This window comes from Halorhodospira halochloris, from assembly GCF_002356555.2.
Lineage (GTDB): Bacteria > Pseudomonadota > Gammaproteobacteria > Nitrococcales > Halorhodospiraceae > Halorhodospira > Halorhodospira halochloris.
In genome coordinates this window covers 362989-388162 of sequence record NZ_AP017372.2, presented here as the reverse complement: position 1 = coordinate 388162, position 25174 = coordinate 362989, and the positions used below count along the sequence as shown (strand labels likewise).

27 protein-coding genes are annotated in these 25174 nt (G+C 51.1%); 21 read left to right on the top strand and 6 right to left on the bottom strand.

Going from position 1 to position 25174, the window contains the following annotated elements:
* Positions 1-145 precede the first annotated feature (145 nt).
* On the bottom strand, positions 146-1117 hold the full coding sequence (locus tag HH1059_RS01745; protein ID WP_096407581.1) for a Kelch repeat-containing protein: 972 nt from the start codon (positions 1115-1117) through the stop codon (positions 146-148).
* Positions 1118-1951: 834 nt separating this feature from the next.
* Here HH1059_RS01745 and HH1059_RS01740 point away from each other — a divergent pair.
* The 6 genes from HH1059_RS01740 (at position 1952) to HH1059_RS01715 (ending at position 8730) form a co-directional block, all read left to right on the top strand.
* A complete protein-coding gene (locus HH1059_RS01740) occupies positions 1952-2917 on the top strand; it encodes a CDP-glycerol glycerophosphotransferase family protein (RefSeq protein ID WP_096407579.1) in 966 nt (321 codons plus the stop codon).
* 82 nt (positions 2918-2999) lie between these two features.
* Positions 3000-3476, top strand: coding sequence for a transposase family protein (locus tag HH1059_RS01735; protein WP_231901994.1), 477 nt, complete (start codon positions 3000-3002; stop codon positions 3474-3476).
* A gap of 1000 nt (positions 3477-4476) precedes the next feature.
* Complete coding sequence (istA, locus tag HH1059_RS01730) at positions 4477-5994, top strand: IS21 family transposase (protein ID WP_096409949.1); 1518 nt, start codon at positions 4477-4479, stop codon at positions 5992-5994.
* Positions 5975-6754 carry an IS21-like element helper ATPase IstB gene (gene istB, locus HH1059_RS01725; RefSeq protein ID WP_096409948.1) on the top strand — a complete coding sequence of 260 codons (780 nt, stop codon included), beginning with the start codon at positions 5975-5977 and terminating at the stop codon, positions 6752-6754. The genes istA and istB overlap by 20 nt, the downstream gene beginning before the upstream one ends.
* 24 nt (positions 6755-6778) lie before the next feature.
* Positions 6779-7720 carry an ISL3 family transposase gene (locus HH1059_RS01720; RefSeq protein WP_109962847.1) on the top strand — a complete coding sequence of 314 codons (942 nt, stop codon included), beginning with the start codon at positions 6779-6781 and terminating at the stop codon, positions 7718-7720.
* A gap of 260 nt (positions 7721-7980) precedes the next feature.
* Positions 7981-8730: a methyltransferase domain-containing protein gene (locus HH1059_RS01715; RefSeq protein ID WP_096407575.1), complete on the top strand. Its 750-nt coding sequence runs from the start codon at positions 7981-7983 to the stop codon at positions 8728-8730.
* A gap of 221 nt (positions 8731-8951) precedes the next feature.
* On the opposite strand, the gene HH1059_RS01710 is transcribed toward HH1059_RS01715, so the two are convergent.
* Positions 8952-9623 (bottom strand): ParB N-terminal domain-containing protein, encoded by a 672-nt coding sequence (locus HH1059_RS01710; RefSeq protein ID WP_096407573.1) that lies wholly within the window; start codon positions 9621-9623, stop codon positions 8952-8954.
* 501 nt (positions 9624-10124) lie between these two features.
* On the opposite strand from HH1059_RS01710, the gene HH1059_RS01700 reads away from it, so the two are divergent.
* The 10 genes from HH1059_RS01700 to HH1059_RS01660 all read left to right on the top strand — a co-directional run bounded on the left by HH1059_RS01700 (position 10125) and on the right by HH1059_RS01660 (position 19986).
* Positions 10125-10631, top strand: coding sequence for a hypothetical protein (locus HH1059_RS01700; protein WP_200232734.1), 507 nt, complete (start codon positions 10125-10127; stop codon positions 10629-10631).
* 84 nt (positions 10632-10715) lie between these two features.
* Positions 10716-11336 (top strand): gamma-glutamyl-gamma-aminobutyrate hydrolase family protein, encoded by a 621-nt coding sequence (locus HH1059_RS01695; RefSeq protein WP_096407569.1) that lies wholly within the window; start codon positions 10716-10718, stop codon positions 11334-11336.
* Between the two features lie 214 nt (positions 11337-11550).
* Positions 11551-12336 (top strand): hypothetical protein, encoded by a 786-nt coding sequence (locus HH1059_RS13045; RefSeq protein ID WP_162549288.1) that lies wholly within the window; start codon positions 11551-11553, stop codon positions 12334-12336.
* 48 nt (positions 12337-12384) lie between these two features.
* Entirely contained in the window at positions 12385-13305 is a 921-nt protein-coding gene (locus HH1059_RS01690; protein ID WP_096407567.1) for an FkbM family methyltransferase, read from the top strand.
* Positions 13298-14680 (top strand): O-antigen ligase family protein, encoded by a 1383-nt coding sequence (locus tag HH1059_RS01685; protein ID WP_162549287.1) that lies wholly within the window; start codon positions 13298-13300, stop codon positions 14678-14680. Before HH1059_RS01690 ends, HH1059_RS01685 begins: the two co-directional genes overlap by 8 nt.
* Before the next feature lie 28 nt (positions 14681-14708).
* Complete coding sequence (locus HH1059_RS01680; protein ID WP_096407563.1) at positions 14709-15809, top strand: phosphotransferase; 1101 nt, start codon at positions 14709-14711, stop codon at positions 15807-15809.
* Positions 15810-15952: 143 nt separating this feature from the next.
* Positions 15953-17275, top strand: coding sequence for a hypothetical protein (locus tag HH1059_RS01675; protein ID WP_096407561.1), 1323 nt, complete (start codon positions 15953-15955; stop codon positions 17273-17275).
* Positions 17276-17362: 87 nt separating this feature from the next.
* A complete protein-coding gene (locus HH1059_RS01670; RefSeq protein ID WP_162549286.1) occupies positions 17363-18343 on the top strand; it encodes a glycosyltransferase in 981 nt (326 codons plus the stop codon).
* Positions 18344-18428: 85 nt separating this feature from the next.
* Positions 18429-19070 carry a hypothetical protein gene (locus HH1059_RS01665; protein ID WP_162549285.1) on the top strand — a complete coding sequence of 214 codons (642 nt, stop codon included), beginning with the start codon at positions 18429-18431 and terminating at the stop codon, positions 19068-19070.
* 232 nt (positions 19071-19302) lie between these two features.
* Positions 19303-19986: a sulfotransferase family 2 domain-containing protein gene (locus HH1059_RS01660; RefSeq protein ID WP_096407555.1), complete on the top strand. Its 684-nt coding sequence runs from the start codon at positions 19303-19305 to the stop codon at positions 19984-19986.
* Positions 19987-20040: 54 nt separating this feature from the next.
* Here the strand turns inward: HH1059_RS01660 and HH1059_RS01655 are convergent, their stop codons facing one another.
* The gene (locus HH1059_RS01655) at positions 20041-20340 is read right to left on the bottom strand and encodes a nucleotidyltransferase domain-containing protein (RefSeq protein ID WP_096407553.1); all 300 of its coding nucleotides are present in this window, start codon (positions 20338-20340) and stop codon (positions 20041-20043) included.
* A gap of 199 nt (positions 20341-20539) precedes the next feature.
* Here HH1059_RS01655 and HH1059_RS14030 point away from each other — a divergent pair, with 199 nt between their 5' ends.
* Complete coding sequence (locus HH1059_RS14030; protein WP_096407551.1) at positions 20540-20773, top strand: FitA-like ribbon-helix-helix domain-containing protein; 234 nt, start codon at positions 20540-20542, stop codon at positions 20771-20773.
* Entirely contained in the window at positions 20770-21201 is a 432-nt protein-coding gene (locus tag HH1059_RS01645; protein WP_096407549.1) for a type II toxin-antitoxin system VapC family toxin, read from the top strand. Before HH1059_RS14030 ends, HH1059_RS01645 begins: the two co-directional genes overlap by 4 nt.
* A gap of 193 nt (positions 21202-21394) precedes the next feature.
* Here the strand turns inward: HH1059_RS01645 and HH1059_RS01640 are convergent, their stop codons facing one another.
* Positions 21395-21682, bottom strand: coding sequence for a HigA family addiction module antitoxin (locus HH1059_RS01640; protein ID WP_096407547.1), 288 nt, complete (start codon positions 21680-21682; stop codon positions 21395-21397).
* A 133-nt stretch (positions 21683-21815) separates the two neighbouring features.
* On the opposite strand from HH1059_RS01640, the gene HH1059_RS01635 reads away from it, so the two are divergent.
* Positions 21816-22094, top strand: coding sequence for a hypothetical protein (locus HH1059_RS01635; protein ID WP_162549247.1), 279 nt, complete (start codon positions 21816-21818; stop codon positions 22092-22094).
* Positions 22095-22167: 73 nt separating this feature from the next.
* Positions 22168-22587: an RpnC/YadD family protein gene (locus HH1059_RS01630; RefSeq protein ID WP_096407543.1), complete on the top strand. Its 420-nt coding sequence runs from the start codon at positions 22168-22170 to the stop codon at positions 22585-22587.
* A gap of 99 nt (positions 22588-22686) precedes the next feature.
* Here HH1059_RS01630 and HH1059_RS01625 read toward each other — a convergent pair whose 3' ends face one another.
* Both HH1059_RS01625 and HH1059_RS01620 read right to left on the bottom strand, forming a co-directional pair.
* Entirely contained in the window at positions 22687-22989 is a 303-nt protein-coding gene (locus HH1059_RS01625) for a helix-turn-helix domain-containing protein (RefSeq protein WP_096407540.1), read from the bottom strand.
* A 60-nt stretch (positions 22990-23049) separates the two neighbouring features.
* Positions 23050-23343 (bottom strand): type II toxin-antitoxin system RelE/ParE family toxin, encoded by a 294-nt coding sequence (locus tag HH1059_RS01620; RefSeq protein ID WP_231901993.1) that lies wholly within the window; start codon positions 23341-23343, stop codon positions 23050-23052.
* Between the two features lie 778 nt (positions 23344-24121).
* On the opposite strand from HH1059_RS01620, the gene HH1059_RS01615 reads away from it, so the two are divergent.
* Positions 24122-25117: a DUF4351 domain-containing protein gene (locus HH1059_RS01615; protein WP_096410288.1), complete on the top strand. Its 996-nt coding sequence runs from the start codon at positions 24122-24124 to the stop codon at positions 25115-25117.
* Positions 25118-25174: the final 57 nt, after the last annotated feature.

The following is a 25174-nucleotide window of genomic DNA, read 5'->3' as shown; positions in this document are numbered from 1 at the left end:
CGACTGCTCCTCCACAGGCTCGACAGGTTCGCAAATCAGGTCAATCATTAATCACCTGATTAACTTGGGGGTGCGTGCTGTAGTTGTGCAACACGACGTTTTTTGTCAAGGACGTGCTAGCCTGACAGTCAGGGGATAGTTCCCTTCAGTCTTGGCCTGGATCATAAATGTGGTAATCTCGGACACCGTCGCCCGCGGGGACGCGGCCACCTGGGTAATGGGCTGCGCCGTCGAGCCAGCGGCCATGGAAGTTGTAGCGGGGTATTGGAAGGGGGTCAAGGGTGCTCCAAGTATCGGTGTCGATATCGTAGCGTTCGTGGGCACCAGTAACGTCGCGGGACCCCACGTCGCCACCAGTGACATAAATTTGGCCGCGCTCTGAGTCGATTGCAGAGGCAGGTTCGTGGCGCCCAGTTGGCATTGGTGCCAATCCGGTTTCCCAGCGGTCCTCGTCGATATGGTATGCCTCGACCACGTCCATGTCCTTTGTCTCGTTATCTTCCCCTCCGAAGACGTAGATCACGCCATCATGTACTTCGGCGGTGATTTGGCGCCGGTAGGTCGGCATCGGGGCCAAGCTGCGCCAAGCATCCTCATCAGGGTCGTAGACCTCATTGGCTGTGGATCCCTGCTTGCCCTTCTCCCGTCCGCCGATCACGTAGATCTTGCCGTGGTGGACCACTTGAGCAGCATCGCGCCGGATGGTGGGCATAGGCTCAAGCCCGGTGGTCCAGGAATCTTTTAAGGGGTCATACTTCTCAACCGTACCGAGATAGCGGGATTTATCCCAACCGCCGATTACGTAGATGAAATCGCCCACAGTGCTAGCCTGAAGCCGGCTTCGCTTAGTGGGAATGGAGGCAAGACCCTCCGTGTAAGTATCGGTGCTATATTCGTAGCTGAAGACACCTTCTGCTAGGACATCTTCCGTCACCGTACCGCCGAAGAAATAGAGGGAACCGTCGTGAACCGCGATAGCATGCTGTCCCCTTTGTTCTGGCATAGGCGACGCGGCCCGCCAATGGTCAGATTCCTCGGAGCAGCCTAAGGCTGTGAAGGCGATTGCGATTGCAATTAAAATGGTAATCAGGACGCCGAAAATTATCTTCCTAACCATGCTTGTGAAGCTTCTCCCTGAATGAGTAGTATGACTTTAACGCATGAATCCATATGGGGTTTCGCACTTTCGTCTTAGAATGGGTCACTCCAGCTCCAAACCTATTCAGGTGAACCGATGTTGTGCTTCAGGCTGTTTGTGTTATGTCGAAGGTATCAGATCGGTGAGTTACATAACACTCTAGAGTTTCGGCACTTACTCGTGGGCACCTCAAAAAGCCGACTATTAAGTGCCTATTGCCTCTAGTAATCTCCGAAAACTCCTCCGGAGTCACTCAACTACCGAGTGTGTGGGTGTTATGGCGCCTGGGATGGCGCCATGACATCCACGGATGGATCCACGGCGCCCCCACCCGTGGATGTTGACTGACTCCGGGGGAGACTTCAAAGGTGCCCTTATGCCACGCCCTAAGAACATATAACCTTGGAGCATCATGGCCCTCCGCAATACTGCAGTGCTTGATTCTTGTAACCAAGACCGATAATCTTAATCTATTATTTCTCATCCCTATAATAAACAGAAAAGCCAATTGTGGTGCATGCTTTGCAGGCACTTACTAACACGACTTAGCCCGGAACCTAGAACGCGTCACATGGTTAAAGCCCTCTACTACTTAGCCCTTTCGTACAGCATATCGGTTATAGCCCTTTTAGTGCGAGTTGACCGCTATTCCGCTGTCATTACATTGCGGGCGTCGGCACCGTCTTCAGACACCCTTCCCCTTATTCGCGTTCTGGAAAGAAAAGATTATAAAGCCATAAAAGTGGTGGCAAGAACCACAAATAGATCTGAAGAAGTTGAAGCAATAATACACCGGGGAGCCCACAACCATAAATGCATCGATTTCATCTACAAGAAGAAAGATGTCTTTTGGGCACTTATAACAGCCAGGCCATTTTTTGGCAAAATGACTCATTTACAAGCAAAATAACGCTATCGGGTTTGCGGCGTGTTGGCAAAATCAGGAACCAGCTTATAATCAAGCTTTACCACGGCATGATAACTAAAGGACACGAATATACCGGATTACTTACAACCAAGAATCTTAACAATCACCCCAAAACGGTTATGGCTCCCTATGCTCATTTCTCGATAGCTCAGGGCGCGGTTGAGTCATACATGCGCTACTGGAAGGAGATGAATGACAAGTGTGCTGTCCCTGAGATAAGAGCCTTAGGTTATCCACGCTTCTACAGAGCCATGAACCTAAGAAACGGAGATGAAAAGGTAGTTTTGCCAGACTCAATAGAGTCTGTGCTGAAAAAGCACGCAGGTGATTTTCACAAATTGTATGCACCAACAAGAAAACCACGTATTAATGAGATATACGGCTTTGACTGGGAACGATTCGACGAGTATTTAGAAGCAAATAAGATGACACTTTACCTCAAGCTTCACCCCTTGGTGCGTTGCCATAATCTTAATTTGCCTTTTAAACAACTCAGCCGCATGGTGATTTTGCCTGCAGATGGCATTGTTGATTCTCTTGAGTTGCTTTCGCGAATGAATTGTTTGATAACGGATATTTCCAGCGTGATGATGGAAGCAATCGCTTTGGGCAAACCAGTAGTACACGTTAATGTCGAACATGAGAAAGAATTACTTTTTGAACATCATGTGGCTCTCCCTGGTGCTAATGCCAGGGATTTCAATGAGCTGTCGTCAAGACTTTCTCAATGTATGCGTGGTGAAATGGACGAGATGATAGGCACCATTAGAGAAACCTGGAACCTTAACCGGCAGGATTCTATTGAAGAGAGCTGGTCGGAAATTTGGTCCCTTCGCGAATTGTGTGGGTGACAGCAGCTTAAGACGAGGTAGTCAACGCTGGGTGTGATCCTATATGTTGTGCCTCGCCACACCATTTTTGCGAGGAGTTGCCATGGCTACTGAGCACGCCCTGTTCACCGCCGCGCTTGGGTTGAGTGCACCCTGGAAAGTCAGTGACATCCGCTTTGATGCGCAGGCCAAGCGCATCGACTTCGATATCACCTTCACCAGCGGCAGCCGCTTCGCCTGCCCGGCCTGTGGCGCCGAGGCTCAAGCAGTTCATGACACCCGTCAGCGTTCCTGGCAGCACCTGCATTTCTTCGAGCACCAGGCCTATATCCATGCCGCCGTGCCCAGGGTGCGATGTCAGGACTGCGGGAAGACCACTCAGGTCGAGGTGCCTTGGGCGCGTCCAGGCAGCGGGTTCTCGCAGTTGTTCGAGGCGATGGTCATTACCCTCTGCCAGCAGATGTCGGTCCAGAAGGTCGCTAACTACCTGGGTGTTGGTGATGTTGTTGGCTGCCAAAATCCGTACATATTTGGCGGAGGATTCAAGAACACGCATAACTACTGGGTAGCTAAAAGCTAAGACTAACTACCACGCTCTGTGTCGATTTCTGCTTTCGCTTGTCCCTTCTTTTCCGTATAAACCAGTAGCTGGCTCTGTGGGCCCTGTGGGCGAGAGCCCTGAGAGTGTGGGCAGGCGGTGGGCAACCCGCAGGGTTGTCCACGGGCTGTCCACACGGCCCGTAGGGCTCAGGGCGGCGCGAAGCGCTCGTCCACAAGTCCACAGAGCTATTGCTTAAGCAGCTAAAAGTACTGGAGATTTGCTTATAAGAGGGTGAGAATCGGTAGGCAAGTAGTAAGGGCGACGCGACATCAGGTAACCAGAGGCTGACAACCCTCCTGATGCCGCGCCCACCGCGTCCTGCGACACGGCACATATCAGTATCCTCGGGTTTAGCGCCGTTGTCCAGTGTTTGCAATTTACCTGGATAAGCGCCCCGATGAACCAGCCTAAAGCATTGACCCGCCGACTTTTCTTTTGCGATTGCTGCAATCGACAGGTCATGATCTGCAGTCAATGCGATCGCGGCAATCGCTACTGTAGCCAGCAATGCGCAACTGCTGCCCGCCGCCAGTCCCTGCGCGAGGCGGGTAGGCGTTATCAAGACTCTAGGCGAGGCAAAGCCAAGCATGCAGAGCGCCAGAGTCGTTATCGAGCCAGGGCCCGGACTCGACCCCTATCCCTATCCCTAAGCCGAGACAAAAAAGTGACGCATCAGGGTTCCACACCTGTTGATAGTGATGCTTCACTTAAGCTCTCGCAGCCAGATAACCAAGCTCGAGCACGGCCTGTTGAGCGGCCCGATTATCAGCAAGCGCGCCGACTAACAGAGAGCGCCCCGCGCTGTGACTTCTGCGCTCGCCCGTGCTCGGTATTTGTCCGCACAAATACCCTGCGCCGCTATTCTCGCCGCGAGCCGTTGCGCCCCTCGGGTCCCTGAGATCCGGCGAGAATTGCCTTGCGCTAAGCCCGAGGCGCATGTTTCTGCGCTCATCTCGCCGAGCATATGGAGTGTAAGGATATGGCTATATCCAAAGAGCTTGAGGCGCAGATCATGCGCTATCACTACGCCGAGCACTGGCGCGTCGGCACCATTTCCCGACAACTCAATGTCCACACCGATGTCGTCCATAGGGTGCTGGCAAAGGCCGGTATCCCTAGTGCACAACGCACTAGGCGAGGATCGATCATTGATCCCTATGTACCCTGGATCGAGCAGACCCTGGCAGATTACCCCAAAATACCAGCTAGCCGGCTCTATGACATGGCCCGCGAGCGTGGTTATTCGGGCGGCCCTGATCACTTTCGCCACCTGATAAGCCAGTACCGGCCGAAACCGGTCGCTGAGGCGTATATGCGCCTGCGTACCCTGCCCGGGGAGCAGGCACAGGTCGATTGGGGCCATTTCGGCAAACTGCCCATAGGTCGGGCTAAGCGCCCACTGATGGCATTTGTCATGGTCCTGAGCTATTCGCGCTGGATCTTTCTGCGCTTCTACCTCGGCTCATCGACGGCCAACTTTTTGCGTGGCCACGTCGCCGCCTTCGAGGCCTGGCAGGGGGTGTGCAGGTGCCTGCTCTACGATAACCTCAAAAGCGCGGTGCTGGAGCGCTACGCCGAACAGATCCGCTTTAATCCGCAGCTACTCGATCTTAGCGCCCACTACGGCTTTGAGCCACGGCCAGTAGCCGTAGCCCGAGGCAACGAAAAGGGCCGTGTCGAGCGGGCAATCCGCTACGTGCGTTCCAGCTTCTGGCCCGGTAGGCAGTTTAACTGCCTTGATGATCTGAACGAGCAGGCGCAGCACTGGTGCGTAAGCATTGCCGCCGAGCGGCGCTGCGATCAGGAGCAAAATAGCAGTGTTCGCCAGGCATTTGCCGAGGAGCAGCCTTACCTACGTGCCTTACCCAGCGAGCCATTTCCTTGCTATGAGAACGTGCCTGTAAAGGTAGGCAAAACCCCTTATGTGCGCTTTGACCTTAACGACTACTCGGTGCCGCACAAATATGTCCGCAAAACACTCAGCGTCAGCGCAACTCTGGAGAGGATCCAGGTGCTTGATGGCGAGAACGTTATAGCCTCGCATCCACGCAGCTATGATCGCCACGCTCAAATAGAGGACCCGCGCCATATCGATAAGCTAGCCCAAGAGAAGCAAGCTGCTCGACTACATCGTGGCACCGACCGGCTTAGCAGCTCTGTACCGCGCGCCAAGGAGTTTCTCTCGCAAGCGGCAACGCGCACCAATAGCCTCGGCAGCGTCACAGCTGCGCTACTTCGTCTGCTCGATCACTACGGCGCCAGCGAGCTCGATGCCGCCATTGAGCACGCTCTCGAGCGTGGTGTACCCCACCCACATGCCCTCAGCCAGATCCTCGAACAACGCCGCGATCAAACCCCTGGCCCGCCATCGCTGCCTCTGCGCTTACCCGAGCAGCTACGTCAACGTGAGCCAAGCATCCGGTTGCGCGGGCTCGATGGCTACGACGCCCTAACCCCTAACTATGAGAAAGACGACAATGACCCCGAAAACACCTGAGCAGCAAATGATTGAGCGGGCCAAGGCCCTGCGCTTGCATGGCATCCTCGCCCACTGGGAAGAGATCGAGGATAAGCAGTGGATCGAGCAGATGCTGTGCTGGGAAGAGCAAGAGCGCACCCGCCGCTCTCTCGAGCGCCGCCTGAGCGAAGCACATATAGGGCGTTTCAAGCCGATGAGCGAATTCGATTGGTCGTGGCCTACTAGCTGTGACCGCGGCGCTATCAATGCCCTGATGAGCCTGGAATTCATCCCCGAGGCCGGTAATGTCGTCCTGCTCGGCAGTAATGGCGTCGGCAAAACCATGATAGCCCGCAATATCGCCTACCAGGCGGTGATCGCCGGCTATACCGCGCTCTTTGTCAACGCCAGCACCATTCTCGCCGAGCTGGCCTCACAAGACAGTGAGAGGCTACTCCAGCAGCGCTTTAACCGCTTCACTAGGCCACGCTTACTGGTCATCGACGAGCTAGGGTATCTCTCCTACTCGACGCGTTATGCCGATCTGCTCTTCGAATTGGTCAGCCGCCGGTACGAGAAGAACTCTATTATCATCACCACCAATCGCCCCTTTAGCGAGTGGGGCGAGGTCTTCCCGAGTGCTGCATGTGTCGTATCCCTGATCGATAGACTGCTGCATAACGCCGAAGTGCTCGCCATAGACGGCGAGTCATATCGCTACAAGGAAGCTCAAGAACGCAGAAACACCCGAGAAGCTAAGCGCAAGTCTCCGAGCAAAAAAGCCAAAGCAGAGAGTTAATTTACCACCTGTAAGGAAAAGGACATGGCGGTGGATCTCAGTAACGTATTAGTATGTCTGAATCCTCCGCCAATTTTGTACGGTTTTCCAAAGCCGCTAACAGGTGATGACCCAATTTGGCGAATCCTCAACCACTACGTGGAAGCAGCCCGTGCTCAGGAGGACTTCAGCAACGTTCGCGCTGTCGGCATCGACGAGACGGCCTCGCGGCGCGGGCATAACTATATCACTGTCTTCCAGGACCTTGATGACCGACGCCTACTCTTTGCCTGCGAAGGGCGGAACCAGTCGACCATTGGGGCGTTTGTGGCGGATCTACACGATCACGGCGGCGATAGGGACTCTGTCGAGGCGGTATGCATCGATATGAGCAAGGCCTACATCGCCGGCGTGCAGCGGTATCTACCCGAGGCAGCGATTACCTTCGACGCCTTCCATGTGGTGCAGCTGGCTAATCAGGCAGTCGACGAGGTCCGCCGCGCCGAGGTGCGCCTGGAGCCTGCGCTCAAGCGCACTCGCTGGGTCTGGCTTAAGGATGCCTCGCGGCACACGCTCAAGCAGCTCACCGAACTGCATTACCTGTCACGGACGAGGCTGAAAACAGCCCGCGCCTGGCGGCTCAAGGAGGCACTGCGCGAAATACTGACCGGCAGTGGTGCTCGCAGAGAGGCTGAGCAAAACCTCAACGCCTGGTACAGTTGGGCTCGGCGCTGCCGGCTGGAGCCGTTCAAGCGCCTAGCGTTAACGCTCAAGGCTCACTGGCAGGGCATCCTCAACGCCTTTGACTCTCGCTTATCAAACGGCCCCGTCGAAAGCATGAACGGTCAGATTCAAGTTGCCAAGGGCCGTGCACGAGGATTTCGCACCACGAAGAATCTGATCTCCATCTGCTACCTGATCGCTGGCAAGCTCACCCATCTGCCTGCCTCACCCTATGGCACAATATGTAGATCGGCGGTTGCGTGAGTAGATGGGGGTGTCACCCACACAGATTGCGAAGGTGCCGGAAATTTTGTAAAATGTAATTACGGGGATTAAAGCCAACTGATCCTGCTGTAAACATAAGAAGTCGGTTTTAACTATCACAGAAGCGTTACGACTAGCCTAGAACCAGTAAATACGTTTTTCGAATTGTCACTTATTTGGGGCAACAGTTCCTGAAAACAAACCACTAATAGCGGCATTTAATCTGAATAAAGTTTCTACCACAAACAACGGTTTCCATCATGAAAAACAAGGTTAGATGTTATATAAAAAGAATATTTTTGCATAACTTGCTCTGGAATATCAAGCAATACCGTAAGGCATTGAAGTCCTTGAGACCAATAGCTGAAAGAATTTGCTGCATATGTGGATATCAAGGATTTTTTGGTATAGCTGGAAGTCCTCCTAGGATAGATATCAGATGTCCCAAATGTTACAGCAAAGAAAGGCATAGGCTTTTATGGCTTGCGCTTGAAAGAAACCTGATCGCCGATGAAATAGCTGTTGATGATAAGGTCATTCATTTCGCACCAGAGCAAGGTCTAGAAAAACGGCTAAGAGAGAGATGGAATAATTATTCAACAGCCGATATTAAACAGACTGCAGACTTAATATTAAATATAGAAGACATAAACCTGCCAGACTCCTCAGTAAAATTGGTCATTGCCAATCATGTTTTAGAACATGTAGATGACCTAAGGAGTGCTAGCGAAATAAGTCGCATTTTAAGAAAAGATGGCTTGCTAATATGCATGGTTCCGATAATAGAAGGCTGGGACACCACTTATGAGAATGAGGACATCGATACAAAACATGGCCGTCTGCTTCACTTCGGGCAAAAAGACCATGTGCGGTTTTATGGCAGAGATTTCAAGGACAGAATTGAGCGCGGAGGCTTGAAGCTTGAAAGGGAAGTAACTGCAAAGGGAGAAGATGTAGTCAAGTATGCGTTACGCAGAGGCGAAAAAGTTTTCGTTTTTTCCAAAGGCTGATCCTGGATTATGCATTACCACTTCTGAATCCAGCCGTCTCGGAACTTACTTGCCGGTCACAGGAGTAGCTTTGTGCACATAAAGGGTTCATTGCTCAGTGCTGCGCTTTGAGCGCCTGTGATTGCAAACTGCAATGTATCCCGTTGGACATCTAGGTTAATTGACCATATCCAAGCTCCTTTGGGGCTTCGCACCTCACAGTAATGAGGTTTACCCTGCTGCTAGTCAGTGCAGTTCCCCAGAGATCTTAGCAGCTTTGGCAGTTCACGCAGCCCGTGGCGATCGGGTACAACACCCTGGGCTCGAACCCAATCTTCGTGGACGCTAGCAACCGTAACGGGCACGCTTTTCACACCCAATTCGCGCGCCACATAGAAACGGTGGCTTCCACCGCCTGTCTTATACAGCCTTCCGTCTTCACCAACTAACACAGTACCATGCTCGGGAGCCAGATCTTCCCTGTACCCCTCTTTCGCCATGCTTTCGATCAGTGGCCCAACATGCTCATTGAAGAAAGCGTCTACTTCAGACTCACTATACATCTTCTGAAACTTGTAGCGCACTGACCCCTTAGTGCGCACCCGGTCGATCATGCTTTGATACCAATCACTTCTTTCCAGCCTTTGTCTATTTGCAATAAGATCGCTTACTCTTCGATACTTGCCCTCGCTTTCGATTGGTTCAGCTGGAGGTAGCCAAGCCTCCCTCACGAAAAAGGGGTGCCAGCGCCTACTAGCCCAAGTCACTGGACGCCGCAATTTGCTCTTGTACTTAGCGCGAATTTGAGCAGTGAGTGGAAACTTACTACCTCTATGGTGTGTGATCAGCTGTGGATCGACCCACAGGACAGCGGTATCGCCCAGGAACTTTAGAGCACTTTTACGGGTTACCAAAGCTGACTCCTCCCCTGGCAGTTACGAGAACTCAGCATTATACACATTACGCCCAATGAACCTCATGGCTCATCAGAGGCTTACCGCCTTACTAACTGATAGACGCAACAACAAAGGCAACAACAAACCTGCTTCTTTTCTGCCTTTTTTGGCCTCACTCGTTCCCCCCCCCCCCCCCCCCCCCCCCCCCCCCCCCCCCCCCCCCCCCCCCCCCCCCCCCCCCCCCCCCCCCCCCCCCCCCCCCCCCCCTTGCAATAATTCGATGTTATTTGTAGCTTAACGTGGCTAATGTAGCCGTCGTAGCGCTACCTGTGACACCTAGCCTAGTCCGGATAACCCACCTTATTTGCTCACATAAGACAAGAAGGAAAAGATGGCCTCTACCGAAGATCAAGGTGCACAAACTGGGCAAACCGGTCATGGATCGACCCGGCGGCCAGTTCAGGATGACGAGATATCCCTGATCGACCTTACATTACAATGCTGCGCCGCTGGCGCATCATGGCGGTGGTCTTCCTGTTAGTTGTCGTCGCCACGGTAGTGTATGCAGTCTACCAGCAGACGGCTACCCAGCCCGAACCGACAGATACCGAAGAGGCGGTGGAAGAGAAGATCGATACAGAGAAGACGACCAAGAAAAAAGAGACTGAGAAAAGGATTACAGAAATCAAATCAAGACTGGAACACGTAGATCGGGCAGTACACAAGTTAGAAGCCCGCCTAACCGAGCTGCCGGATGACGCCGGGATTGCTGATGTGGCCGGTAGCGTGTGGCTCTATGAAAGTCTACTGGACCAGCGCAAGGAACTTAAAACTGCTTGGGAGCAAGCTAGGCAAGACTTGTTAGACCTCACAAAGGAGGACCTGGAAGAGGAAGAACCCAGAACAGGTTTGATAATCATGTTGGGGATTGTCTTAGGGGGCATGCTAGCAATATTTAGCGCCTTCATAACTGAGTTTATGGTTACAGCGCACCAGGAGTACCGCCGGCGCGTAACGCTAGAGTGAACCTCCTGAACCTACTGGTGGGGATTACTAAGTGTTCAGTGATCAACTAACCCGCGAGACCAAATCGGTAGAGATGATTAACGCTTGATTAAACGTGCTGCCCTAACACAACGAATTGACTCACTTCCAAGCCGCGCAGAAAATCGCGACACCCTTGATGTGCGGTTGGCAGCTATGCTCTGGGAATTAGGCTTCTTGCCAATTCCTCTTTGTAGCGGAGTTCCGAGCAATGGTCTCGCAGAGTATCTGTGTAAACTTGCCCCAGAGGCAATTGTGCTATCTGGCGGCAATGATATCGGTTCGGCACCGGCGCGGGACGCGCTTGAGAGAGCAGCCCTTGAGTACAGCATCGGTTACTCTGTACCAGTTCTTGGCATTTGTCGCGGCATGCAGATGTTGAACCACTACCAGAGTGGGCGTTTAACGCCGATTTCGGGGCATGTCGCCTGTCGCCATGCTATCATTACAGGTGATGTGCTCGACTTATACCTATGCGGCAAAGAGGGAATCACTGATAGATCAGACGACGTGGAAAAAATAAACTGTAACCCCACAGTTAACAGCTTCCACTTTCTCGCTATCCGTGAGACTGATCTGGGCGATGACATGCTTCCACTGGCGTGGTCTGACGATGGCACAATTGAAGCTGTACGTCATCGCTCCCACCATTGGGTTGGAATAATGTGGCATCCGGAGCATGAATAACCACTTCGCGAGGCCGACGTATAGCTAATTCACAGCCACTTATATAAAGTTACTTCAGTCTGGTTACAGTAGGTTTATTATATGAATAAATGGACACGAAAGTCATTGGACATAAAGCTTTGCAGCAGTTTAGCGTGCCCAGTTTAATACACAATTGGAGCATATTGATGCTATATTTGATACTGTTTTTTTCAAATAAGGCGCCCTCAAAATCATGTTAGTCTTTGTATGCTTTCGCTGGGGAACACCATCTGAAGGGGCTCCGTACTCATCAGCCCATGTTAATGCGCTCCATGAGATGCTAAGCATTCATCACACCCAGCCTTTTCGTATGATCTGTGTTACTGATGACCCTTCGGGCCTAGACGCACAAATCGAGCCAATAGAACTACCGAATAAATGTCGATATTTAATTGACAAAACAAAAGGCAATTACGCTAAGCTATGGATTTTTTCATCAGAACATGAAAAGTTGATCAATGAAGATAAGTTTATGTATTTAGACCTGGACGTTGTTGTTACAGGAGACCTTTCCAACCTTTTCGAGCTTAATCAGCCATTGGCAATTGGCGATGGAATGAAGGTACGTCGCGGATTTTCCGCGATAAAACACCGATTGAGACGTGGTTACTGGCCTTATCGATGCCCGGTTAATTCATCAATCCTCGTTGTGCAGTGCGGATATGCTAATGACCTATGGTACGATTTTGACCCAACAAAATCGCCGAATGAGACTGTAGATGCTAAAATTCGCGGCACTGACCAGGCTTGGATATATATACGCGCCAGAGACCGACTATCAATACTAACGAGAAACGAAGGCATATATCGTGCAGCTTGGCTACCCAAGCATCAAGGTAACTTGCCTAACAATTGTCGCCTAGTAGCTTTTCCAGGCGAAAACGACAAGAAACCTTGGAGCATGTCAATGCTTAAGCGCCACCCTTGGATCAGCAGATACTATCCGCTTAGGCTTTTACAAAAAAAGAATGATTGTTGACTCGCTCATTTACAACACATTATGGTACAAGCTTAGGGCTTTTCACCAATGGCATCAATTTTAAGCAGATTACGCGATCTCACACCAAGGATCAGAGCTTCGAAAAGCCTCAGAAAAAGGCTAGACAAACTCAAGCTGCGTCGCCTGAAACGTTTATCTGATCCCGATAACAATGTTTATTGCACCATTCACGGCAGCAAGATGCGGCTGAATATAGATCCGCATTCTCAACATAAGATAGAACATGAACTTGCAATTCATAAAACGCGGGAACACTCTAGCACTGTATACTTCCAGAACCGAATAAAGGAAATCGACTCAAACTTTAGTCAGCCCCCATTGGTTTTGGATATTGGAGCGAATATTGGATACTACAGCCTCATTAGTGCAAATTCACTACGCGGGGATTCTACCATTCTTGCAATAGAAGCTGAGCAAAGCAACATTGAGCGCTTAGAGTACAATATAGCACTAAACAAATATACAAACATTACCCCCATTCACTGCGGAATTGGCGAATCAAATAAACTAGGCAAATTGTCATTAGGCAAGACATCTAATACGCACAATTTCACAAGTTCAGACAACACAGAAAGATCCTACGAAGAAGTATGGATAACTACAGTAGACGATCTTATTAACAAGCACAGAAAAAATACCCATACGCCAATCATAGTACGTATGGATATAGAAGGATATGAAGGATATGCGTTTAGAGGCATGCAAAAATTACTCGCTAGCGGAGCTTATTGCTTCATTTTTTTCGAACTGCACAAGCAAGCATCACCTTTTTTTCAGGAAATAAAAGATGCGCTGCAATCGAGTGGCTTTCAACTCGAAGCGATTGAACACAAAAAAGGCAATTCCAGCCTAATTCACAATACAGACATAGGCATTATAACCTCTCTAACCCAACATGCTCACTTGTTTTTGTGCCGCCCGCAGCAAACTAAATCTAACCATGATTAGTTTTTTTAATAATTACAAAACAGATGTCTGGCTTCCACAATGCACTCGGTTTCATATAGCCGATATAGTTGGATTTGTATCAGCGCTGATAATTGTTTTTACAGGGACTTGGCTCGGTGGCAGCATCAACAGACTAGCTTGGGGCATACTATTATTGGCCTTTTTTGTAGCTTTACGAGAATTCTGGCCTGTCCTCCGTAGAAATTTGGTTTTCTGGGCAAGTGTTGTCTTCATTGCCTACCTTGGCTTGCGACATGGCATATCATTGTATGAGCAACTTGATGTCCCAGTTAAACAAGGACCCGAAACCGGTGATCTGCTTCGCACTTCAGCGCTGATATTCATAATTGGTGCGTTGTTCGTTAGAGACAACATATACCGGATAAGACTCTTTTTATTAGCCGCGTTGACTGGGCTATCAATTTGGTTCTTGCAAGATTTAGACTGGAATAGTTTGTTTGCATTGGATTGGGACAGCAGGCGTTTGTTCGGGCCTGGCAACCCTAATCAGATTGCCATGGCACTTAGTTTTGCTCTTATAGGCTTTTTTGTAGCAGTTATACGTGTTATTTATAGAGCCTACTCCCAGAACTCCTTGTTTTCTTTATCGTCAATCGTGACAATATTGGGATATTTGCTATTATTATCATTTGTCGCATGGACTCTTATTATTACCGGCTCGAGGAACGCATGGATAGGTAGCGTCGGCGGGATTATTGCCGCTTCTTTTTTGTTATCTATTTTTCTACCATCAAGCAGCAAATCACGCTGGAAGGTTGTATCTATTGTAGCCGTAGCATCATGTATAACGATCGTTTTAGCTACACTTGCTTTATTTCAAACTCACCACGCGAAAGATCGTGCAATAGAAACAGTTGAAACTATTCAGCAATATTTGACTGATCCTGATGCTGCAGCCGAAGATCCAGTAAGCAGATCGGTTGCTCTCCGAATTGAGTTCCCGCGTGTTGGCATAGAGGCGTGGAAGGAGCGACCACTGCTCGGATGGGGCACCGAGATGAATTACGAACCTGTTCAGGAAGCCCGACCTGGACAAGTGCATTTTCATAATCTGTATATTGAAGTTTTATATGCTCTTGGAGCTATCGGGGCAATACTATACTTCGGCACATATCTTGGGCTCTTTACATGGGCAGCAACCTCACTTAGGCACTACGGCCGAGCCGCATTTCCAGCGATATTTGCGATTAGCTCGGCCACCTCTCTTGCCATCATGCTACTAGCTACAGTCAGGGTTCACCAATCATTCGGCCGAACAGTCTTCTTCTTCGTCGGTGTTTGCTTGGCTAGCTTTTACATTGGCAGCAAACTGCGAGATTACTATGCTAAGAACCAATGCGAACATACACATTGATTGCTTAAATGATGCATGAACGTGAACCATGAGCCAAACATCAAACAATCAGATCAATATCAGTTCGGCTAACTTTGCCAAACTAAAGCGTGGCTTTTATATCAATCTTAATAAGCATAGTTTCGCCGACTGGAAATTTGCATACCGCAACGGAAGAGCGGTAATTCCTCGTATATCAACCAGCTTTGCCGCCACACCAACAGCAGCCCATTACTCATCACTTACACGATGCATTTTGACTCAAACACTTATTAATGCAGATCTTTACTCATCAGATAAGATTATAACCCTCCCTGATATCGGCCTTTTTGCATACGTCCGCGAACCAAAAAGCCGCCGAATTATCTTTGACTTCGAAAACAAAGCAGTTTGTTTTTTATCTTCAGACACAGATTTAGATTCATTAAGATCAAGTATAGATGATCCAAGCTGTTTGAGACAACTTACATCAGCTAAACTAATACCAGAACTACGGTATGACGCTAACCTACAATGTCATATTGGTGAGATGGCTGACGACCAGATTAGCTCAATCATCAAGAATTTTCATATCCAATCAGAAGTTATCCAGCTTATTGCTAAACTCCAAAAAATCACCTCGCAAGGTGTTTGCTCACCCCAAAAGATATTACACAGCCCGAACCATATATATGATATGCTAATAGAGTTATCGGCCAACAACAAAAAAGTCTTGGACTATGGCCATTGGTACAATGAAGTATATAGAAGCCTAGAAGACGCCAAAATTGAAAAGGTATTTTCCCACGGAGATTTAAGCACAAAGAACATACTGCTATTCTCAGGGAGGCCTCGCTTCATAGATTGGGAGCATTCCTGTTACAGATCCCATGTCTTTGACATAATGTATTTATACTATAGAGAAACTCGCAGCAAACAGAAAATCAGCCAAGCAAAACTAAAAGACTTTTGGATTTCTTCCGAGCGTCTGGCATCAAGTTTTATCGATTCCAAACGACCCCAGCTTGACATCGTTACCGCAGTAAAAATTTTTAGTTGCGAACTGTTTTCACACATAATCAATGGCTGGGGACGCGAAACCTCACCCGAGGAGAGCAATCTAATCCACAAACTAGAACGAATAAAAAGATGGACCCTTGCACACCTTTGACAATTAGAGAGTACTTTTATTACACTCAGCTCGTGAACCGCATGTAATAATTAAACATACAACAGACGTTCATGGCCCATAAAATTAGATGCTTTCAACATTTTATAAAAATATCCATGATGTAGCTCTGCGATGGAATAAATATGAATCACAACACACAGCACCTTACATCATCGGCTGATCACCCAGTTAGCATCCTTAGAGCCGCTTTGGACAGCAATCTTAAGCATGTTTCGTTACTCAGATATAAGCCACTAACCGCAGAAGAGGCTGAAACCGGTGACTATGATCTGATTGTTGATCCGCGGCACGAGATTAATTTTATAGAGTGTATTTTTAAGGAAGCAAAGAGACATGCGTGCCTAATAGACGTCTGTTACAGCAAAAATAGCAAGACCAAAATTACTCTCCGCAAGCTTGAGGCAAGCGTAGATATTGATGTATGGTCAAAAGTTGAGGTTAAGAAATCATCATATGGCGCTTTGCTTTATGTTAGAACCCAAGAGTTATTGAAACATATTAACGTTAACTCTCAGAGCAACTCATCTTTAGACACAAATATTGGATCTCTTTTATACATTACGCATCTTTTCCACAAAAACAAAGACATAAGCTCACCTGAAGTAATAGCTCGCCTTCAGAGATATAAAACCGATCTCGAGAAGTTAAAAACAAAACAGGCACAACTAATTTTAGGCATTGTCGACCAAGCCCTTAGTGGGAGCATCAGTGAAGACCAAAACAATAAAGCAATAAAGTACCTGCAAGACGCAAATGTAACGCCCGAAAAGGATTGGCTTCACTCGGCAAAATCTTACATACACAAAAAAAGACGTAAGTTTCTATTTAAAAGGCGTACGACTGTTATTGCTGGGCCGGACGGCAGCGGAAAGACCGCTTTAATATTTGCATTGAAAGAAAATTTTGGAAATGCGTTTCTCATTTATAAGTTTAAAGACCTTTATCGCAGGAATTTTGTCACAAAGTTTTTTGTAAGGTCAAAAATGAAAAGGCTGGAAATAAAAAAGAATATTGCTGAAGAACGGCTTTCCGGGCTTGTTAGCATAACTGCGCTGATTCATTTCTTTTTTGTGTTTGCGTTGCGGAGCCGAAAAAAACACTTACTGCTTGACCGTTTTTTTGTTGATTTCAATTTTTTTGGGCTCAGGTCAAACATGCCGCTAGCGTACTCTTCCCTAAGTCGAGTCGCCACTTTTTTCGCTCCCAAACCAAGCCGTATTATACTTACAAACTGTCCTGAGCATATCCGTGAACAGCGAAAACCTGGAGAACTACGAAAAGAAAGCGCATTAGAAATTTACCGTGAGTATTTGCGGTATAGCCACGCCAAAAAGATTGACTTGGTTGGGCTGCCTACATATTCAGCAAGCAATACTGAACAGGACTTGGATGTTCTTATGAGGCATGACCCTCATTTACTTAACAAGCATATCCAAAATCGATAATAGCAAATCGACAAATTGCTTAGCTCTTAAACTGACAGCTTGCTATTATGCTAAGCATTATTTTTAGCAAACACCAGCGGAGCGGCTGTGACGAACTCCCCTTCGACCATCATCCATTTGGCTGCAAAGGCAGTACCAGGAGCACCATGCGACGGCGGCATGCCGCGCAGCATAGAGTGGCTCGCGACAGCACAAAGTAAGCTTGGCTACCGGGTGGTCGTGGTTGCTCAAGGTGGACACGCAACCGAGACCTTCGAGCACTATCGGCTTGATAGATTGTGCGGGACACCCTTGAAGGAAGCTATCGAGGCATCGGCCTCCGGCCAAACCATTATCCATTTTCACGCCACTGATCCCGAGACAGACAGGGCAACGGGTGAGGATCTGGACTGCCTAGGTGTACCGTTCGTTGTTACGGTTCGCGGCAACCACCGCACCGGCGCCTTGCCACTTGCCAACCGAGTCTATCTGTCCGCAAACCACGCTACACGACACGGACACTCTGTATTCGTCTATAACGGCCTTCCCGTAGATGAGTACCCGCTAGGTCCAGGCAAAGGAGGCTATGCCCTTTTTCTCGGCAAGGTCAGCCGACGCAAGAAAGGGGCCGATTTAGCTATCCGCGTTGCCCGCCGCGGGCAGCCAGTAGTGCTCGCCGGCGGTTGGCACCTCAAGTACCCCGCTACTTGGTTACCCTTTGTGCGCTCGTTAAAGGTCGCTGGAACAGTAGGCGGTGAGCGCAAACTTCACCTGCTACAGCACGCTGACGCGCTGCTCTTCCCGATCAAGTGGGACGAACCCTTCGGCCTAGTTCTTATCGAGAGCCTTGCTGTCGGCACGCCGGTGGTAGCCACGCAGCGCGGTTCAGTTGCCGAGTTGGTCGAGGACGGCATTAGTGGAATCATCTCTGAGCCTGAGCCCGAGGCACTCGAACAGGCCATTCATAAAGCCCAAACCCTTGATAGAGGAGCGTGTCGGCAGCGAGTAATCGACCATTTTCGTATTGAGCGTGTTGCCCAGGACTACGATGAGTTATACCGTCACGCACTTGCTGGTGAGCGCTGGTAACATTGGTTAAGCAAAGTATTGGTTACCCACATTGGACAAAATGAACCCCCTATCCAAGACCCTGCACCATAGTTCGCGGTGGCTAATGCTAGCGCGCAGAGGCTCGGTCATTATTGAGACCAACCCTCTGAATATTGAGTACCTGAAGATGTTTTACGAATGGCCGGGGTACCTCAAGCGCTGGCCTTTCTGGATATGTGGCGGAACATGGGATTTAGGGGGACAGGCACTCGAACCTTTCCGCGAGGCTCAAATCCGCGAGATATGGCTTTCTGGGGGCAAGTACAAAGATACGGATTGCTATGGCCAGATGCGCGAGCAGCTGGAGAGACTTGGTTACATCAAGAATCCTCGCATGCAAAGTGTGGCTGAGCTGGATTCATACTTTGACAGGCAGTGGAAACTGCTGCTCGAACTGAGCCACGACGGCTATAAAGAGCAGTCGGCTCTCGGCGGCAAACCTGGACATGAGATCACTGTACGAATCGACCGTGACGGTAGGCTTGTAAAGTGCCGCGAGGGCAGTCACCGCCTGGCGATGCTCCGCGTCCTCGGCATTACAAGGGCACCGGTAACTATCGATATAGTCCATTCAAAATGGGCGCTTGCTGATGATCGCGCTGCACCAACGTCTGGCAGTCTTGCTGCTAAAATCAGAGCGCGCTTAGAGCAGGATTACGGACAGGTGCTGGCCTGGCCAAGTTGGTGGCCTAATGGGTGTCTTTAAAAAACTCCCAGCATAGCTATGCTAGGATGGTGCGACTCTGGCGTGAGAGCTCCTGATTACGATTAGCTTAATGCAATCATGCAGCATGTCCCCAGGCGAATTCTTAACTCCGGCGAATTCTTGATATGTCTATCCTTCTAGCCCGCACAAACGCACGTTGGGTGTTTCGATCCCCAAGTTACACAAGGATCTACGCTGCGCCACGAAACCGTTTTATCGTAACCGGCCTCAGTTGTGGCGCTATCAGCTACGCTCGGTAGATGCGCGCATTGGCGTATCCATGCGGCATGGGTACACCTATATTCGCATTCCGAAAGCTGCTAACAGCACAATATCCAGCACCCTTGATTATCACTTTCCCTCTGGGCATGAGGACAGGCAGGGCAAGTCCTCCTACGACAAGCTCAGCAATCTATCGCAGCAGCAGATCGATACCGTACTTAATGATCACTATATATTCACCGTAGTCCGTAATCCTTACCATAGGACCCTCTCAGCCTATCTGCAGAAATTCGCTCGCAAATCGAATGCAGACAGCTGGATGCGCCGCTTTGGTGGCGAGATCAAGGCCTATGGCAATGGCGAGGCCTCTTTTTTGGGTTTCTGCCGCTTTCTGGAGCGTGGGGGGCTCTTGGCGAACATCCACTGGATGCCTCAGCACCGCATAATTGAGCCTATAGGCATTGAGCGCATCGATTACGTTGGCTACGTCGAGAGCCTCGAGCATGATCTAAGAACTATTATGGATAGTATCGGCGGGGATTCGTCGCAGCTGCAGTTGCAAAGCTCTGGCCCTGCTCCGACCGGGGCCGCGACCAAATGCAAGAACTACTACGATGATGAGAGTGCCGATATCGTCAGACGGCTCTTCGCCGAAGATTTTCGTCTCTTCGGTTATTCGGATAGCACGTTCTAGGAGGGAGCTAGGCCTGGGGGGAAGTTCTTAGGGGATGTCTCTAGACCTGCCGGCTCAAATCTCCACTCCTTCTCGAAGGGCCTCGTCATGGACCGGAAGTCGTGTGGTCGACGGATCCAGAATCAGGACATCGATACGCTGATCACCGAGCCGCATTTGCAGCAGCGCCGCTACCCGACTCGCCGCTGACGCGCGGTTCTGGACCTGCTCGTCGCACTCGATTAACAAATCGATGTCGCCACCACGTGCGCTATCATCAACACGCGACCCGAACAGGCGAACCTTGACGTCGTCACCGAGAACCTCGCGCGCCACATCCAGGATGACCTCGCGCTCCGCACTGGTCAGCCGCATCGCCTATGCCTCCGGAATTTCCATCCACTTCCCGCAGCCGCTGATCATAACGTCACCCGGATGCTGCTCGGCTTGAACGGGCAGCGTGCCCGCAGTATTGACGGGATTAGTCCATCTCGAGCCGACCGCATTCTTTTGGGCTTATGCTCAGCATTTTGCTATCATGTGCTAGCAGCCGGAAATCAAGGGGAAGCAGGCTATGAGCAGCATCAGCGTCCGCCGTCTCGATGAGGAAACGCTACGGCTCCTGCGGGCCCGGGCCGACCGACACGGCGTATCTATGGAGGAGGAAGTGAGGCGCATCCTGCAGTCGGCCGTGTCGGGGCCAGAGCGCTTGGGCGATCTCGCCCGGACTACGTTCGGTCCCGCGCACGGTGTGGAGCTGGAGCTTCCGCACCATGACCCTCACGACCCGGTCACGCCGAAAGGATGATCCTGCTTGACACAAATGTTGTCTCCGAGGTGATGCGCCCGCACCCGGAATCGGCAGTAATCGAATGGGTAAATAGAGCCGATGGCGGTTCACTATATGTGAGCTCTATCACCATCGCCGAGATCGAGTACGGCCTTCATGCCATGCCCGAGAGTCAGCGCCGTGAAGACCTTCGCGCGCGCTTTGAGACCTTCATCCACAAGGCCTTCGCACAACGCGTCCTCGACTTTGATGAGGCGTCTGCCCGTTATTACGGGCTCATAATGGCATCTCGACGCCGGAGCGGCCGTCCTCTATCGGCCCCGGATGGGCAAATCGCCGCCATAGCCCGTCGTAACGGCATGGCAGTCGCTACTCGCAACGAGTCTGATTTCTCTGGAAGCGGCCTGAAAATCATCAATCCTTGGCGGCTTGATGGCCTCCTTTAAGTGAGAGGTGGTCTTTTATGCGGCCACCGCCACGCTGTCGACATCGTCCTCTCCCTAGCGGCCTCTCTTTCTTGCCTGTGTGGTTCTAGCCCAGCTGGCCGCGAAGAACGAGCACGATCCGCACCAGCGCAAAGAAGTTAAGCTGGGGCTGACCCGCATGCTGCTCGAACGTGGCTGCAGTGAGGATGTTGAGTCAGGCGGCGACAAGCTTCTTTACCTTGAGCTCTTTACGATGCTGCTCAGCATGCCAGAGCTCATACTGGGACTGCTGGTTCAGCCAACTCTCTGCCGAAGTATCAAACGCAATAGAAAGCCGAATGGCCATCTCTGGACTAATGCCAGCTTTGCCGTTCAACACAGCACTCAAGGTTTTTCGACTTACTCCCAAAGCTTCTGCAGCGGCCGTTACAGAGAGGCCCATGGGCTCTAGACAAAGCTCACGCAACACTGCACCAGGGTGGGGGGGATTGTGCATCAACATCGGCCAAGCCCTTGTGCTTGGAGCTTCGAATCATGCCTTAAGTGTAACCTGTAACGCCACGGGTATCAACCGCACATAACGCCAGCCATAAGCCGCGCGTTAACAGAGTGCGGCGGTCTGGCTCCGCCGAAGCGTGCTCCAACGCGCTGAGTTGGCCGGATGGTCATCACCTCCGGCAGCGATAACTGCGCCGCCACCATGGATCTATTCGATGCGTCAATCCCGACACCGGAGACGGTGCCGCTGCCCGGATCTGACCAAGTGCCGGGAGGAGCTCGGCTACGAGCCGCAGGTGCCCTGGCGCGAGGGCGTCGAGCGCACGGTGCGGTGGTATCGGGACTTCTTCGCCGCGAGCCGGCAACCGGATGATATCGGCTTCGAGCCGCCGGAGGCGTTGTGCGGGGCATCCTGAGGTGGCCTTGTGGGCGGCCACCGCAACGCTGTCGACATCGCCCTCTCCCTAGCGGCTTGTCTTTCTTGCATGTGTGGTTCTAGCCCAGCTGGCCGCGAAGAACGAGCACGATCCGCACCAGCGCAAAGAAGTCAAGCTGGGGCTGACCCGCATGCTGCTCGAGCGTGGCTACAGTAAGGATGAGACTAAGGAGCTTATGCGTCTCATCGACTGGTTGATACAGTTGCCTGAGGATCTGGAGGAGGCGTTTATCACCGAGGCCCATGAATTGGAGGAGGATTACCAGATGCCATATGTGACGAGTTTTGAGCGTGCCGGAATCAAAAAGGGCCGTCAGGAGGGCCGTCAGGAGCATGCGGCCGAGACACTCCTACGTTTGATCGAGCGCAAGTTTGGCCCGGCAACTAAGGAGGCATCGCGTGCTCGGTGGAGCATGCTGAATTCGAGGAGTTGGAGGTGTGGCTTGACCGAATTCTCGATGCCGAGAGCGTAGAGGATATCTTCGCCAGCAGCTAGTACATATGCACTTCAATTGCGAGGTGATTCAGCGCCCTTGGTTCGCTTAAGACGCTACAGCTAAAGCGGAGGGAGGTCAGACCGGAAAGTCGTTATGGGTGCCATCCGGAAGCTCAATATCCAGGCGCACACGCCCACCCAAGCTCTCTACATAGCGCTTTAGTGTACTCAGCCGCAGATCTTTACCCTCACGCTCAAGGCCGGCAACGGTCGGCTGTTTCACATCCATAATTCTTGCTAGCTGTGCTTGAGTCATTTCGCATTTTTGACGAATTTCGGCCAGATGCATCTCCAGGCGCATCTCGTCGGCCTTCTCCTTTGCGCGCTGCACGACCTCCGGTTTTTCGTCAGCAAGATAATCTTCAAGAGTGCGTGCCATCGTTGTCTCTCCTGTTTAGTCCCTCTAGGTGGGCTGCAAACTCATTGTCAGCCACCGGGATCATGTCTTTATAAAACCGTTTATCCTTCCCGCCTTTGTTTCCTGCGCACAACACAACGCCCTGGCGCAGCGGATCAAACGCAAAAACGCTCGCAGCGGTCGCCCCTGGCTCTGGATCCTGAGCTCTTTCATGTTCGTGTAATGCGAACCGTTAACTGTGTCTGCATGAGGCCTTGGCAGCTCAGGCCCTCTCTCCTTCAGAAGATTGATGACCGCAAGAACAGCTACCCGATCATCATCGCTAAGCCCGCGAAGCCACCCTTCAAAGCGCTCAGTAAAAATGATTTGCCACATGCTCCGCTTTCTTGCCTTGATTATAGGCCATAAGCTATACCTGTTGCTTTCTGTTGTAAAGGTTGAGCTGAGTGGCCATTTGCTATGTGCTTTCCAATACCCGAGTAAAGCTTGCACTTGGTTGTTCACGGCGTGGATACGTAGATCGCTTCAACTAGATCGCCTTTGCGGTTCAGACCTGCTCCGCCAGAGGGGAGCAAGGCAAGCCGCTGTTTCAGCACGCCAGCTGTCTGATCGCACAAGGTCTCGTACAGTGGCTTGGCGGGGTCGTTGGCGCTCGGCATCGCTCAATTAGAACAAAGTCCGCACTCCTACCTAAAAGAACACTCTGAGGTGCGCCGGATAGTCTTCGCCTCCGGCATTGAGAACTACTCCGCCACCACGCATTGCTCTGGAATGCCTCACTAGAACAGTTCAGAGCGCTTAATAATTTTTAAGCACTACAGTCAGTGCTCGCCCTGCCCATCGGCGCGTAGCTTGGCGATATCCTCAACGCTCAATCCGGTCGCCTGGGCGATCTGCTCATCGGTCAATGCATTAAGTGACGCTTGAGCCAGTGGGTGATCACCTCTTTAATGCTTGCAATATAGCCTAGCACAACACCAAGACAGCTAGTGCAGCTTACGACGCGCTTATGGGGTGGTGGCTTTTGGGCGGCCACCACCACTCTGTTGGCGCCCTCCTCTCCCTGACGGCTTGTCTTTTGCTGCAGTCGCCCCGACTATAGACAGGTATATTGATCTTAATTGGCTTGGCTTGGACTGGAACCAGCTTTGAAATGACGCAGACATCACATACGGATAGTGAGAAAAGCGACTACGACTCGCCGTGGAAGGAGGCGCTGGAGTATTACCTTGAACACGCCATGGCGCTGCTCTTCCCGCAGATCCATGAACAGATCGACTGGTCGAAGGGATCTCATTTTCGCGATAAGGAGCTTCAGCAGATTATTCGGGATGCTGATTCGGGTCGGCGGTATGCCGACAAACTTGTCGAGGTTTACGCCGATGATGGCAAGCCAACTTGGATACTGCTCCACGTCGAAGTTCAAGGCGAGCCGGAGAAAAAATTTGCCGAGCGGATGTTCACCTATCACTATCGGCTTTATGATCGCTACCAGCGGGATATCGTCAGTGTAGCGGTGCTCACGGACACCTCCCCTAGCTTTCGCTCGGATACTTATCGCTACGAGCGGCTGGGCTGCCGCCTAGAGTTTAGCTTCCCGGTGGCTAAACTTTTAGACTGGCAGCAGCGCTGGGCGGAGCTGGAGGCTGATCTCAATCCCTTTGCCTGTGTGGTTCTAGCCCAGCTGGCCGCGAAGAACGAGCACGATCCGCACCAGCGCAAAGAAGTTAAGCTGGGGCTGACCCGCATGCTGCTCGAGCGTGGCTACAGTAAGGATGAGACTAAGGAGCTTATGCGTCTCATCGACTGGTTGATACAGTTGCCCGAGGACCTGGAGGAGGCGTTTATCACCGAGGCCCATGAATTGGAGGAGGATTACCAGATGCCATACGTGACTAGTTTTGAGCGTGCCGGAATCAAAAAGGGCCGTCAGGAGGGCCGCCAAGAGGGCCTTCAGGAGGGCCGTCAGGAGGGCCGTCAGGAGCATGCGGCCGAGACACTCCTACGTTTGATCGAGCGCAAGTTTGGCCCGACAACTAAGGAGGCATCGCGTGCTCGGGTGGAGCATGCTGAATTCGAGGAGTTGGAGATGTGGCTTGACCGGATCCTTGATGCCGAACGCATCGAGGACGTCTTCGCTGACGACTAGTATGACCCGCAAGGCTGGCTGCCCGATCCCTGCTAACCAACGTTGTAAGAGCTTTCC